Annotated in this window: 11 protein-coding genes; 5 read left to right on the top strand and 6 right to left on the bottom strand. The window is 72.9% G+C overall.

Annotation, left to right across the window (positions count from 1 at the left end; genetic code table 11):
• Positions 1-43: 43 nt before the first annotated feature.
• Entirely contained in the window at positions 44-916 is an 873-nt protein-coding gene (locus tag ACFQBR_RS03875; protein ID WP_344175361.1) for a class I SAM-dependent methyltransferase, read from the bottom strand.
• A 330-nt stretch (positions 917-1,246) separates the two neighbouring features.
• Complete coding sequence (locus ACFQBR_RS03870) at positions 1,247-1,840, bottom strand: XRE family transcriptional regulator (RefSeq protein ID WP_344175359.1); 594 nt, start codon at positions 1,838-1,840, stop codon at positions 1,247-1,249.
• A gap of 137 nt (positions 1,841-1,977) precedes the next feature.
• Between ACFQBR_RS03870 and ACFQBR_RS03865 the strand changes: the two genes are divergently transcribed.
• Complete coding sequence (locus tag ACFQBR_RS03865) at positions 1,978-2,232, top strand: DUF4158 domain-containing protein (protein ID WP_344175357.1); 255 nt, start codon at positions 1,978-1,980, stop codon at positions 2,230-2,232.
• Positions 2,233-2,497: 265 nt separating this feature from the next.
• On the opposite strand, the gene ACFQBR_RS03860 is transcribed toward ACFQBR_RS03865, so the two are convergent.
• A complete protein-coding gene (locus ACFQBR_RS03860) occupies positions 2,498-3,490 on the bottom strand; it encodes an aldo/keto reductase (RefSeq protein ID WP_344175355.1) in 993 nt (330 codons plus the stop codon).
• Positions 3,491-3,612: 122 nt separating this feature from the next.
• Between ACFQBR_RS03860 and ACFQBR_RS03855 the strand changes: the two genes are divergently transcribed.
• Positions 3,613-4,233, top strand: a complete 621-nt coding sequence (locus ACFQBR_RS03855) for a TetR/AcrR family transcriptional regulator (RefSeq protein ID WP_344175353.1) — start codon at positions 3,613-3,615, stop codon at positions 4,231-4,233.
• Between the two features lie 924 nt (positions 4,234-5,157).
• Here the strand turns inward: ACFQBR_RS03855 and ACFQBR_RS03850 are convergent.
• Together ACFQBR_RS03850 and ACFQBR_RS03845 are read right to left on the bottom strand one after the other, a co-directional pair.
• Entirely contained in the window at positions 5,158-5,778 is a 621-nt protein-coding gene (locus ACFQBR_RS03850) for a response regulator transcription factor (protein ID WP_344175351.1), read from the bottom strand.
• Positions 5,775-6,824: a sensor histidine kinase gene (locus ACFQBR_RS03845; RefSeq protein ID WP_344175349.1), complete on the bottom strand. Its 1,050-nt coding sequence runs from the start codon at positions 6,822-6,824 to the stop codon at positions 5,775-5,777. Before ACFQBR_RS03845 ends, ACFQBR_RS03850 begins: the two co-directional genes overlap by 4 nt.
• Positions 6,825-7,094: 270 nt before the next feature.
• On the opposite strand from ACFQBR_RS03845, the gene ACFQBR_RS03840 reads away from it, so the two are divergent.
• The gene (locus ACFQBR_RS03840; protein WP_378552088.1) at positions 7,095-8,312 is read left to right on the top strand and encodes an acyltransferase family protein; all 1,218 of its coding nucleotides are present in this window, start codon (positions 7,095-7,097) and stop codon (positions 8,310-8,312) included.
• Between the two features lie 162 nt (positions 8,313-8,474).
• On the top strand, positions 8,475-8,846 hold the full coding sequence (locus ACFQBR_RS03835) for a VOC family protein (RefSeq protein ID WP_344175343.1): 372 nt from the start codon (positions 8,475-8,477) through the stop codon (positions 8,844-8,846).
• A gap of 169 nt (positions 8,847-9,015) precedes the next feature.
• On the opposite strand, the gene ACFQBR_RS03830 is transcribed toward ACFQBR_RS03835, so the two are convergent.
• On the bottom strand, positions 9,016-9,894 hold the full coding sequence (locus tag ACFQBR_RS03830; protein ID WP_267950173.1) for an alpha/beta fold hydrolase: 879 nt from the start codon (positions 9,892-9,894) through the stop codon (positions 9,016-9,018).
• Positions 9,895-10,022: 128 nt separating this feature from the next.
• Between ACFQBR_RS03830 and ACFQBR_RS03825 the strand changes: the two genes are divergently transcribed.
• Positions 10,023-13,283 (top strand): BTAD domain-containing putative transcriptional regulator, encoded by a 3,261-nt coding sequence (locus ACFQBR_RS03825; RefSeq protein ID WP_378552085.1) that lies wholly within the window; start codon positions 10,023-10,025, stop codon positions 13,281-13,283.
• The last annotated feature ends 25 nt before the right edge of the window (positions 13,284-13,308 follow it).

The following is a 13,308-nucleotide window of genomic DNA, read 5'->3' as shown; positions in this document are numbered from 1 at the left end:
CGGCTACCGGTCGGCCCGCCCCGCAACCAGGAGGAACCCGGGGTCAGGCACGGCGCGCGGCCCACACGGTGCGTTCGGTGCGCACAGCCAGGTCCTCGCGGCGCAGGATGCCGTGCGGGCTCCCGGCGTCCAGCAGCCGGTCGAGCGCGGCGAGGTCCTCCGGGGAGAGCTCCGCGGCCACGGAGGTGCGGATGCGCTGCAGTCCACCGAGCGCGTAGCGGCCGACCGCCTCGCTGCGGGAGCCCTTGACGTCCACGGAGACCGTGCGCTCGCCCTCGACCGTGAACCCGGCGGTGGCCAGCATCGGACCCCAGTCCGCACCGCGGTGGGGCAGGTGCTCGGCGTGCAGGCGGTCGGCCACGGCATGGCAGCGCTCCTCCAGGCCGGGCCGCTCCTCCGGGGCGCCCTCGGGCAGGAAGCGCGGGAACCCGGCCAGTTCGACGACGGCGAACAGGCCGCCGGGCGCGAGCGCGCCACGGACGTTGCGCAGGGCGCGGTCGGGGTCGGACAGGTGGTGCATCGAGGCCGACGCCCACACCAGGTCCGGTGAGCCGAGGTCGGGCCACCCGGGTGCGTCCAGGTCGGCCTGCACCGTGCGCACGCGCGCCCCGACGCCGCGGTCAGCGGCCTTGGCGCGCAGCCGCTGCAGGTGACCGGCGGAGGTGTCCACGGCCGTGACGTGCGCGTCGGGGAAGCGCTCCAGGAGGGCGAAGGTCCCCGCGCCCGTGCCGCAGCCCAGGTCCACGATCCGGCGCGGGACGGTCTCCAGCGGCAGCCACGCGGTGATCGAGGCCATGTGTTCGGCGAGGACCTCGGCGTCCAGGTCGAGGATCTCCGCCTGGACCTCGGAGTCGTGCTCCCGGTGGTGCTCGTGCCGGGTGCCGTGGTGGGAAGTGTGCGAGTGCGCTTCGTTCATGCCTTCACCGTAGGACGGTCATGCCTTTGAAGCGCGATTCCTTCCCCGTTGCGCAAGACGATGGTCGGATGCGCGGCCCGACGCGCAAGACACGCGGGTCGAGGAGGATCGGTAGGGGATGGCGGCCTCAGGACCCACCGGCCCACCGGTGAGCGCCTCCGACGCCCGGGCCGCGCCCACCTCGCCGGGCAGGGCACAGCGGCGGGCGGTGTCCGGGCCGACGTGCCCCATCGGTCCGGCCGCCAGAGCACGTCGACCGGTTCGGCGGCCGCCTCGCCGCCGCCGGCGGGACCGGTCCCGCCGGTCCGATGCCGCCCCGGGCCGGTGAGCTCACCCGTCGGAGCCCCGACCCCCGGGAGCCTCGCCCTCGCGCTGGTGTCCGCGGCGGGCGTCGCGGTCGAAGATGCCCAGGATCTCGCAGGGGCCGCCCTCGGCGCCGATCGCGTGCGGCATCATCGTGGGGAACTCGGCAGCCTGGTTCGCCTCGACGCGGAACCGGCGGTGGCCGAGCATGAGGGTCGCGGTGCCGGACAGGACGACGAGCCATTCGCGCCCGGGGTGGGCACGCATGCGCGCGGGGTTGTCGGGCGGCGGTTCGGTCATGCGCTGGCGCACCACGCTCATGCCGGGGTCACCCTTGACGGGCCAGCGCATCAGGCCGTGGGCGGCGTCGATCATCGGGCTGGTGACGATGTCGTCGGTGGCGGTCTCCACGAGCTGGTCCAGCGTGGTGTCCAGGGCCCGGGCGAGGGTGACCAGCTGGTCCAGGGCCAGGCGGCGCCTGCCGTTCTCGATGCGGCTCAGCGAGGACTGGCTCAGGTGGGCACGGGTGGCCAGTTCGGCCAGGGACCACCCCTGCGCCACCCGCAGGGCACGGATGCGTTTGCGTACGAGGCTGTCCAGCTCCCCGTCTTCGTGCGTCATGAGCAATAGCGTATGCCTCCGGTGCGCCCGGGGCCGTCCCTGTGGGCGCGGAGCCCGACACGAGGGCAAAGCCGAGGCCCCTGCGTAGGGGGCCCGGTAGTTCTCGCGGAAGATCCAACGCTGAGCCGCCCCCGCTGTTGGCTGTTCGCCGACGGTCACTCCTCACCCCCGACCGGAGGCTCACGTCGGCCATCCAGGTCTTCTCCGAGGCCGAGCCCGACCAGCTCCGCGCGTTCCCCGACACCATCAGCTCCCAGGAGCTGATCCGCTACTTCACCCTGGCCCCCACCGACGTCGAGTTCGTCGAACACCGCCGCGGAGCGGCCAACCGACTCGGCCGGCGGTGCAACTGTGCACACTGCCCTGGCCCGGGTACGTGCCCACCGACCTGACCGGGGTCCCCGCCCCCGCTCCGGCTGCGACGGCGGGCGATGAAGGAGGCCCAGGCCAAGGAGCTGGAGACCTACCCGCTCGCCCGCGCGATGGAGCACGACTCGCCCACCGCCCTGTTCCGCGCCGCGTGCGCGCACCTTCGCAGCGCGTGTGTGATCCGGCCCGGCCCGGTGTGGCAGCACGGAGGACCGAACCGGGGCGCCGCCGCCCGTACGTCCACGTCAGCCGCTGCGCCTACGAGCGCACACGCGGGTGCCGACACGGTCAGTCCGTGGTGAAGCTGGACAGGGCCGCGGCCGGGAGGCGGCTGCCTGCCGAGCCGTGGGGAAGGATCTCCGTGATGCGGGCCAGTTCGGCGGCGGAGAGCTGGACGTCGGTGGCACCGGCGTTCTCCTCGATGCGCTTGGTGCTGCGGGTGCCGGGAATGGGCGCGACGTCCTCGCCCTGGGCGAGCAGCCAGGCCAGCGCGAGTTGGGCGGTGGTGGTGCCCTTGGTGTCGGCCAGATTCTTGAGCTGTTCGGTGGCGTGCAGGTTGTAGGCGTAGTTCTCGCCCTGCCAACGTTCGTCCCAGCTGCGCATGTCGTCCGCGGCGTACTCGCCGGCGGGCTTGACCTGGCCGGTGAGGAAGCCGCGGCCGAGCGGGGAGTAGGGCACCAGGCCGATGCCGAGTTCCCGCAGAACGGGAAGGATCTCCTCCTCGACCTCCCGCTCGAAGAGCGAGTACTCGTACTGGAGCACGGAGACCGGGGTGACGGCGTGGGCGCGGCGGATGTACCGGGGGCCGACGTTGCTCAGGCCGAAGTACCTCACCTTGCCTTCGGTGATCAGTTCGCCGACCGCGCCGGCGACCTCCTCGACCGGGATGTCGGGGTCGGAGATGTGCTGGTAGAAGAGGTCGATGTGGTCGCTCTGCAGGTAGCGCATGCTGTTCTCGGCGACCTTGCGGATGTTTTCCGGGCGGCTGTCGAAGGCGGAGCCGATCGCCGGGGCGGTCATGTCGAAGCCGAACTTGGTGGCGAGGACCACCTCGTCGCGGAAGTCTTTGACCGCCTTGCCCAGGAGGATCTCGTTGCTGCCGGTCCCGGCGCCGTACAGCTCGGCGGTGTCGAAGAAGTCGATCCCGAGTTCGTGGGCGCGGCGGATGGTCGCGATGCCCTCGTCGTCGTTCGAGGCGCCGTAGGCCATGGACATGCCCATGGTCCCCAGGCCGAGCGCCGAGACGCGCAGACCCTGAGAGCCCAGATTGCGGTGCTGCATGAGTTCACTCCCTCAACGGTTCGCCGGTTCCACCCAGAGGTCAAACCGAACTGTTCGGTTTGACACTACGCGTCGATCACCGCAACGGCAAACCGAACGGTTCGGTGCTCTACCCTGGGGATATGCCTCAGTCTCGCGACTCCGATCAGAGCACAGCAGCAGCCGCCGTCGGCGACGCCACCCGCGAGCGCATTCTCAACGCTGCCATGGAGGAGTTCGCCCGCCACGGCATCGCAGGCGCCCGTGTGGACCGCATCGCCAAACTCGCCAGAACCAGCAAAGAACGCGTCTACGCCTACTTTCGCGGCAAAGACGCGCTCTATGCCGACGTCACTGCACGGGAGTACGTCGTCATCGCCGAGGCCACCCAGATAGACCCGTCCGACCTCCCCGGCTACGCGGGCCGCCTGTTCGACTACTTCGTCGCCCGTCCAGACCACCACCGCCTGATCACCTGGGGCCGCCTCGAACTGGCGGGCGCCGCAGCCGGTGCCGACGATCCCGCCCGGGCAGCGATCGCCCGCAAGATCGACCAGATCCGCCAAGTGCAGCAGGCCGGACAGCTCGACCCCGCCTGGGACCCGGCGGACGTCCTCGCCCTGGTGAATCAAATCGCCATGACCTGGGCGTCTCAGCCCGAACTCAGCGAGGCCGCCGCCGCACACGCCGTGGACCCCACCACCGCCGCCCGCCGCACCGCGGTGGTGACCGCCGTCGAGCGGCTTTTCCCTCGAGCGCGCTGAGGTCCCCCGACCTGCGGCAGCCCTGCCCGGACATCCCCCGAACGGCGTCGGCCACCCTTGCCGCTCACCGATGGGCACATCCTGCTGACGAATCAGCGCTCCCGGGGTCCCGATAAGCCGGAAAGGGGCAACGGTCGGCTGGCCGCGGCCACGGCACACCGGCACCGGGGTGGCTCGCCGCGATGGACGCCCTCGTTCGTGCGGGCCGGTCTGGCACCGTGCGGCGGTGCGCACCCTCGTTTGCTCAACCGGGTCGAGCGCTGAGCGTTGGATTTTCCACGAAAGCTACCGGGCCCCGTGTACGCGGGCGATGCCCGCCCGTGTCGCCCCGCGACCGGCGTCCTTCCCGTGGGCGGCCGTTCCCCACCCCTCGTTAATAACGTTTCGTTGGTAACGTAACTCAACAACAAAAACCCCTCGAGCACACGAAACGAATCCCTGAAGGCCTCCGAATCCTCACCCCCGATAAGTGAACCTTATCGGCGGTTACCCCCGCGGGGGCGGCCGAGGCCCCCGGCGACCCCCTCCAGGGCCCCGCAACGTAATTCAGGGCAGGTCAGGGGGCATCGAGAACGCGATGGGTACACCATCCCCTGAATTCAGTGTCCGCTGTCATGTCGCCGGGTGCGGGGCCCTCTTCACGCCGCGGGGGCCGACGCCCCCTGGATCACACCCGTGCGGACCCCGGTGCGGTGAGCCGCCGGACATGCGCCGGCACACCCCGGGACCCGTGCTCGTGACGAAGACCGGCAGGCCCGGTCGGCTTCCGGAAGGCGAACTGCGGTGACCTCGCAGTGCACGACGGCCAGGCTTACCCCGGCCCCGCGGGGGATCGCGCCCAGCGACGGGCCATCGGCGCGACGGGCCAGGGTCGTGCGGCGCCTGTCGGCCGGTCCCGAGAGCGGGATCCCGCACTGCTGGGGGTCAGACGAGGCCGCGTTCCCAGCAGATGCGGACGGCTTGCGCGCGGTCGGCGGCTCCCAGCTTCGAGTACGTGTGGAGGAGATGGGTTTTGACGGTGGACTCGCTGATTCGCAGTCGGGTTGCGATCGCTCTGTTGGTGAGGCCGTCGGCGACGAGGCGCAGTACGTCGATTTCTCTGGTGCTGAGCTCGGTCTCCGCCTCGCGTCCGAGGAGGGCCGCGAGTGCTGCGGGTGCCAGCACCGGCCGGCCAACGGCCAGGTCGCGCACGGCGCGGACCAGTTCGGTGCGCGAGGCGTCCTTGAGCAGGTATCCGTCTGCGCCCGCGTTGAGGGCGCTGCGGATGTCACGATCGGTGTCGTAGGTCGTGAGGACCAGCACTCGCGGTCGGCCCCGGGTTCTGTTCTTGACGAGTTCCCGGATCGCGGGGGCACCGTCGCCGTCCGGCATGCGCAGGTCCATGAGGACGACGTCCGGTTCGGTGTCGGCGATGACAACCAGGCCTCGGGGGCCGCTGTCCGCCTCGCCGACCACGTCGATGCCGGGCTCGTCGGCGAAGACTCCGGCCAGGCCGTGCCTGACGATCGGATGGTCGTCGACGATGACGATGCGGACGGCGCTCATCGTGGCACCTTCGCTGCGATCGTGGTGCCGTGGCCGGGTTCGGATTCGACGATCAGATGGCCGCCGACTTCGGCGAGTCGCTCCTTCATTCCCGAGAGACCCCTTCCTCGAACTATCGTGTCGGGGTCGAATCCGACGCCGTCGTCCGCGACGTCCAGCAGCAGGGTGTCAGGGAGCCAGCTCAGCGTCACGGTGACCGACGAGGCCCGGGCATGGCGTGCGACATTGGCCAACGACTCCTGCGTGACTCGTAGCACCACGTCGTCACCGTCGCCGGCGACCGGGGCTCCGACGACGACGAGTTCGGCCGGCGTTGCCTGAGACGCGGCCCAGCGTTCGATGAGGCCGCGGAGCGCGCTGGTGAGATCGTCCTTGGCCAGTTGGTGTGGAGCCAGGGCGCGCACGGCTCTGCGTGCCTCGGAGAGGCAGTCCCTTGCTGCGTGCTCCGCCCGTTCGATCCCCGGCCGTGCGCTCTGCCCGAGATCGCCGGGGAGCGCCTCGAGCTGGCGGATCACTCCGACGAGGCCCTGGGCCACCGTGTCGTGGATCTCGCGCGACAGCCGGGCGCGTTCCTGAGCGACGCCCGCGGAGCGGGCTTGTTCGAGCAGTAGCTCGTGAAGGGCGAGGTTCTCCCGGTGAGCTTCGGCGAGTTCGGCGGCGACGCGCTCCCGTTCGTCCGCGTGCTCCTCCCGCAACTGCGCGAACCATGTCATCGCGCCGGCGAGGCCGACGTTGACCAGGAGCAGGGTGACGAAGACGAGCGGGCTGGTCGTCACGCCTGCGACAGCGCCCGCCTGGCCGAAGGCGCACAGCAGAGCCGTACCGATGATCCCTGCGAAGACGACACGTCGAGGCAGGAAACGCTCGACGTCGAGGAAGCCCAGAAAGGCGTAGACGCACAGAAACGGGTTGAGGGTGACCCCCGCCAGCAGGGTGAGGCCGTGCACGAGGTAGAGGGCCGTCGCCACGCGGCTGCCCTCCTGCGCCCTCTGGTGCACCAGTTCCATACAGACGCGGAGCACGAGCAGCACGACGATCGGTGACACGACCCGCAGCGGAGCCGGCTCCGCTCGACCACTGAGAAGAGGAGGGAAGTCTCCGCCGATTCCCAGGCTGATCGCGAGCACGAGGGAGAGCGCGGCGACCGACAATCCGATCCACAGCGCGGAGGCTCCCGCCGGGCCGGCAGATGTCGGCGCCGGGCCTCGCCCCGATCCGCTTCGTCTTGGCACCACTCGATTGTCGCCGTCCCGAACGACGATCCGCCAGCGTCTCCGCTCCACCGATCGGTGGATATCCGGCTGACCCGATGATCGATGTGCCGGCCCGGTGCGATCCGTAGCGTCGCTGGCATGACGACCTCCTCCAAGGAACCGGCCCCTGTCCGCACGGCGGAGCCCGCCGGCCGCCCGCAACGGATACACGGACTGGATGCGCTTCGTGGCGGTGCCTTGCTGCTGGGCATCGTGTTGCACGCATGCGTGCCGTTCATCGCGACCCAGCCCTGGTTCTTCCACGATCGATACACGCCGGTGGGACTCGCCGAGACGAACTTCGTCATCCACTCGTTCAGGATGGTGCTGTTCATGACGCTGGCCGGTTACTTCGGGGCTCTGATGCTCGACCGGCGCGGCGCCCGGCGGTACGTGGGTGATCGAGCCAAGCGCGTCCTGCTGCCCATGTTCGCGTTCTGGCCGGTCGCGGTGTTTCCGCTCGGCCTGCTGGCGCTCATGTTCGCAAGCACTCATCCCGGCACGGCGCAGCCCGAGGTGACCGACCCGCTGGTCATGTTCGGTCCCGGTCAGCTCTGGTTCCTTCTCGTGCTCATGGAATGCATCGTGATCACCGTGGCGGTGCGCGCTCTGCTCATCCGGTTCATCGGGAGGGAACGGGCGTCGGCGTTCTCCGAGCGGATGGCGACGCTGTTCTCGTCGCGCGCCGGCGTCCTCGTGGCATCCGTGCCCTACACCGTCGTCGTGTTGATCCAGGGGAGGCCGATGTCGGGGATCATCGAGCCCGCAACGATCGTTCCCGAGGTCGCCCCACTCGTCGGATACCTCGGCGCCTTCGCGGTCGGCTGGGCGCTGCGCCGTCGCTCCGACGCACTGGCCGGAATCAGCAGGGACTGGGCCGCGTATCTCACCGTCGGGGCGATCAGCCTGTCGATCATGCTGATCGCCCAAGGGCAGGTTCCGCTACCCATGGGCGCGGCGTTGGTCGCCCTCGGCGGATGGTGCGTGACCTACGGTCTGGTCGGCGTGTGCGTGCGCTTCCTCAGCCGCCCCCGCCCGGCGATCCGGTACCTGGCCGACGCCTCCTACTGGATGTACCTGATGCACCTGCCGATCGTGGTCGCCATCGGGATGAGCCTTGCGGACCTGAGCCTCCCGGTCGCGGTCAAGCTGTCGATCACCCTGATCGGTTCCAGCGCGATGCTGCTCCTCACGTACCAGCTAGCCGTCCGCTGCACACCGCTCGGCGCCTGGCTGAACGGACACCGACACCCGTGGAAGAGTGCCGAACGAGGGGCGTGAACGCCGCTTGGCCGCTCCCGCGCTGCCGGTGTCCCAGTAGTTTTCGCGGAGCATCCGACGTTTTCTCCCGGCTCCACGCCCCGCCCCACGGGCAACGCCACGGGGGCCGCGTCCGGGACACGCGACCGCCCGCTGTCGGACCCCTCCGGCACAATGCGGCCCATGAACCCGTCAGCCGCACCAGCCCACCACGCCCTGAACTACGTGGAACTCACCGTCACCGACCTGCAGGAGGCCCAACGCTTCTACGCCGAGGCGTTCGGGTGGCGCTTCAACGACTACGGCCCCATGTACGCGGGCATCCGGGGCCCGGGGGAGGAGGACCACGAGGTCGGCGGCCTCACCACCCAGGGCCGGGTACAGCCCGGAGGCCCCTTCGTGCTGCTCTTCTCCCAGGACCTGGACCGGTCGGTGGAGGCGGTCACCCGCGCCGGGGGGCGCATCGTCGAAGCCCCCTACGCCTTCCCGGGCGGGCGCCGCTTCCACTTCGCCGACCCCAGCGGCAACGAACTGGGGGTATGGGCGCACTCCTAGGCCCACCGCCGGGGGCGGGGACCGCACACCGCGCCGACCCCGGCGGTGGCACCCGCCCCCGGGCGTGAGAATCCCCCCACGGCGCGGCCCGGCTCCTCCACCGCGCCCCGGGGGCGGCGGCGCCCCGGACCCCCGGCAGGAGCAGGCCCCCGCCGAGGGTCCGTCCCCCCTACCGGGCCAGCAGGGCGCGCAGCGCCTTGACGACCTCCGCCGGGTCCTCCTCCGCCATGAAGTGGCCGCAGGAGACCGTGGCGTGGTGCAGGTCCCGCGCCCACTCCCTCCACCGGGACAGGGCGTCGAAGCCGAGCTCGGACCCCCAGTCCTGCTGGAGCACCGTCACGGGCATCGACAACGTCCGCCCCGCCGCCCGGTCGGCCTCGTCGTCGGCCACGTCCACCCCGGCCGAGGCCCGGTAGTCGGCGACGATGGAGGGCACCGCCTCCCGGCTCGCCCGCAGGTAGGCGGCGCGCACCGGCGCCGGGATCGCCTCGGGGTCACGCGCCCACACGTCCAGGAAGTGGCCGAAGAACACGTCGGGCTCCGCGCCGATCAACGCCTCGGGCAGACCCGGCCGCTGCGCCATCAGGTACAGGTGGAAGCCCACCGACGCCGACACCCCGTGCATCACGTCCCACATGTCCAGGGTCGGCAGCACGTCCAGCGACGCCAGGTGGGTGACGGCGCCGGGGTGGTCCAGGCCCGCGCGGATCGCGACCAGCGCACCGCGGTCGTGGCCCGCCAGCGCGAACCGGTCGTGGCCCAGGGCCGCGGCCAGGGCGACCACGTCCGCGGCCATGGTCCGCTTGGCGTAGGCGCGCCCGTCGGTGTCGGCGGGCTTGTCGCTGTCACCGTAGCCGCGCAGGTCCGGGCAGATGACGGTGTGGTCGGCGGCCAGGTCCGCCGCCACGTGGCGCCACATCAGGTGCGTCTGCGGAAACCCGTGCAACAGCACCAGGGGGCTGCCCGAGCCCCCCACGGCGGCGTTGAGCGCCACCCCCTCGGCCACGGGCACACGCTGGTAGTCGAATCCGCTGATCCTCGGTTCCACGGTTACCTCCACTGGTTCGGTTCTCGGTCCAGAGCATGCCGGGCGCGGATGAGCAGGCGATGAGCGCCCGCTGAGCGCCCCCGCCTGCGACGACCGGCCACGGCCCCGAGCCCGCTACCGTGGAGGACATGACGGGGGAACACGAGGACACGGCCGTGGAGCTGCGCGTCCTGGGCCCCTTGGAGGCCCACCGCGCCCAGGGGCCGCTCCCCCTCCCCGGCCCCCGCCACCGGGCCGTCCTGGCACGGCTGATCCTGGCCCGGGGCCGCACCGTCCCCGTGGACCTGCTCGTGGAGGACCTGTGGGAACACCCCCGCGAGGGCTCGGTGTCCGCGGTCCGCACCTTCGTCTCCGCGCTGCGCCGCTCCCTGGAACCCGACCGGGCCCCGCGCCGGCCCGCCCGCCTGCTCGTGACCGCCCCGCCCGGCTACGCCCTGCGCACCGGCCCCGAGGGCGTCGACGCCTGGAGGTTCGAGGCCGCCCTGACCCGCGCCGGCACCCACCTGGACACCGGGGAGCCGGGCCCCGCACTGGCCGAACTGGACCGGGCGCTGGCCCTGTGGCGCGGCCCCGCCTACGCCGAGTTCACCGCCTACCCGTGGGCGCACCAGGAGGCCGACCGCCTCGAAGGGCTGCGGCTCCTGGCCGTGGAACAGCGCGCCCGCGCCCTGCTGGATTTGGGCCGCGCCGAGCAGGCCGCCGCCGACCTGGACCCCCACGCCGCCGCCCACCCCCTGCGCGAGAACGCCTGGAACCTGCTGGCCCTGGCCCTGTACCGGTGCGGGCGCCAGGGGGAGGCCCTGCACGCCCTGCGCCGCGCCCGCCGCACCCTGGCCGACGAACTCGGCGTGGACCCCGGCCCCGACCTGCGCCGCCTCGAAGCCGACATCCTCGACCACGCACCCCGCCTGACTCCCCCCACCCCCGCGGCCCCCGACCTGCCCGGCCCGACCGACCGCCCCCTCCCCGCCGATCACCCCTTCGTGGGCCGCGCCCACGAACTGGACCTGCTCGAACAGGCCGCCGCCACCGCCACCGCACACGCCCGCACCACACCCGTCCTGGTCTCCGGCGACGCCGGGGCGGGCAAGAGCGCCCTGGCCCGCGAACTCACCCGGCGCCTGGCCCACCGCGGCTGGCGCACCGCCTGGGGGCGCAGCCCCGAACACGACGGAGCCCCGCCCACCTGGCCCTGGACACAGATCACCACCGCCCTGACCGGCACCGACACCGACACACCCCACCCCGGCCCCGCCCCGGGCGACCCCGCCGCCGCACGCTTCCACACCCTGCGCAGCACCACCGACCTCCTGACACGCACCACCGGCCAGGGCCCCCTCCTGCTCGTCCTGGAGGACCTGCACCGCGCCGCACAGGAAACCCTGGAACTGCTCACCGCCCTGGTCGCCGAACACATCCCCGGCCCCCTGCTCATCGTGGGCACCCACCGCACCGGGGAGATCTCCGCACCCCTGGCCGCAGCCCTGGCCCGCCTGGCCCCCCACGAACCCGTCCGCGTCTACCTGGGCGGACTCCCCCAGGACACCACCGGCGAACTCCTGCGCACCGTCCTGGACCACGACGTGGACGCCCCCACCCTGCGCACCATCCACCGGCGCAGCGGCGGCAACCCCTTCTTCGCCCGCGAGCTCGCCCGCCTGCTGCGCACCGACGGCCCGAGCGCCCTGGCCACCGTCCCCGCCGGCGTACGCGACGTCATCCGCCACCGCCTGGCCGCCCTGCCCCCGCCCGCGCAGCGCCTCCTGCACCAGGCCGCCGTCATCGGCCACGACATCGACCCCGACGTCCTGGCCGCCCTGGCCCCGGACCAGGACACCCACCTGGACGCCCTGGACGCCGCCCTGGACGCCGGTTTCCTCACCCAGCAGGACACACCGCTGCGCTTCTCCCACGTCCTGGTGCGCGACACCCTCTACGACTCCCTGTCCCACCCCCGCCGGGCCCGCTGGCACACCGCCGCCGCCGAGGCGATCACCGCCCTGCACCCGGACCGGCCCGGCGCCGACGCCGCCCTGGCCCACCACTACGCCCGCGCGCACACCCCCGCCACCGCCGCCCTGGCCGCGCACCACGCCCGCGCCGCCGCCCTGCAGGCCGAACACCGCTTCGCCCCCTACGAGGCCGCCCGCCTGTGGCAGGACGCCCTCACCGCCCACGACCGCTCCGGCGAGGAGGACCCCCGCGCCCGCCTGGACGCCCTCACCGGACTGGTGCGGGCCCTGGCCCTCACCGGCCGCCTGGAGTCCGCCCGCCACCACCGCGGCCGGGCCGTCGCCGAGGCCGAACGGCTCGGCGACCCCGACCTGAGCGCCCGCGTCATCACCGCCTTCGACGTGCCCGCCCTGTGGCCCCGCAACGACGACCCGGACCTGTCCGCGCACCTGGTCCGCGCCACCGAACGCACCCTGGCCGCCCTGCCCCGGGACCGCGAGGCCCTGCGCGCCCGCCTGCTGGCCGCCCAGGCACTGGAGATGCGCGGAACCCTCGACGGGCGCGGCGCCCGGGCCGCCCGCCTGGCCGAGCAGAGCGCCCGACGCCTGGACGAGCCCGCACTGCTCGCCCTGGCGCTCAACGCCCGCTTCATGCAGTCCTTCTCCCGCACCGGCCGGGCCCCGCAACGGCTGCGCATCGGCGCCGAACTGGTCGCGCTGGCCACCGAGCACTCCCTGGTCACCTTCGAGGTCCTGGGCCACCTCATCCTGGTCCAGGCCCACGCGGCCCTGGCCGACCTGGCCGCCGCCGACACCCACATGCGCGCCGCCGACCGGCTGGGCGCCCTCCACGAGATCCCCCTGGTGGGCGTGTTCACCCACTGGTACGCGGCACTGCGCCTGGCCGTGACCGGCACCGCCCGCGAGGCCGAGGCCGCCTACCGCACCGCGAGCGTGCGCCTGGCGGGAGGCGGCATGCCCGGCATGGAGGAGGGGCTGCTGGACCTGGCCCTGGTGTGCCTGCACCTGCAGCACGGCCACCCCCCGCCCACCACCGACGCCCCCGGCCCCCACGCGCCGTGGATCCGCGCCCTCACCGACCCCGACCGGCCACCGCTGCCGCCCCGACCGCCCCCCGGGCTGCTCGCCGAGGCCCTGGCCTGTCTGGGCGCCCGGGCCGCCGTCGAACGCGGCGACCGCGCCGCCATGGAACGGGCCCACAGCCTGCTGCTGCCCGCCGCCGGGGAACTGGCCGGGGCCGGCAGCGGACTGCTCACCCTGGGCCCGGTCGCCCACCAGCTCGGCGACCTCGCCCTGGCCCTGGGCGACCCCGCCCGGGCCGCGGGCCACTACCGCCGGGCCCTGGAGACCGCCGAGCGGGCCGGCGCACCGCACTGGGCGCGCGCCGCCCGCCGCGCCGCGGACGCACTGGGCTGAGCGCCCCGCACCGGCAGCCCGGACC

Source organism: Nocardiopsis tropica, from assembly GCF_042660575.1.
GTDB lineage: Bacteria > Actinomycetota > Actinomycetes > Streptosporangiales > Streptosporangiaceae > Nocardiopsis > Nocardiopsis tropica.
This window is presented reverse-complemented; position numbering and strand designations above follow the sequence as displayed.

Coding starts and splice junctions, on each gene's coding strand:
- ACFQBR_RS03875 (WP_344175361.1), bottom strand. CDS start 916: ATGAACGAAGCGCACTCGCACACTTCCCACCACGGCACCCGGCACGAG.
- ACFQBR_RS03870 (WP_344175359.1), bottom strand. CDS start 1,840: ATGACGCACGAAGACGGGGAGCTGGACAGCCTCGTACGCAAACGCATC.
- ACFQBR_RS03860 (WP_344175355.1), bottom strand. CDS start 3,490: ATGCAGCACCGCAATCTGGGCTCTCAGGGTCTGCGCGTCTCGGCGCTC.
- ACFQBR_RS03855 (WP_344175353.1), top strand. CDS start 3,613: ATGCCTCAGTCTCGCGACTCCGATCAGAGCACAGCAGCAGCCGCCGTC.
- ACFQBR_RS03850 (WP_344175351.1), bottom strand. CDS start 5,778: ATGAGCGCCGTCCGCATCGTCATCGTCGACGACCATCCGATCGTCAGG.
- ACFQBR_RS03840 (WP_378552088.1), top strand. CDS start 7,095: ATGTGCCGGCCCGGTGCGATCCGTAGCGTCGCTGGCATGACGACCTCC.
- ACFQBR_RS03835 (WP_344175343.1), top strand. CDS start 8,475: ATGAACCCGTCAGCCGCACCAGCCCACCACGCCCTGAACTACGTGGAA.
- ACFQBR_RS03825 (WP_378552085.1), top strand. CDS start 10,023: ATGACGGGGGAACACGAGGACACGGCCGTGGAGCTGCGCGTCCTGGGC.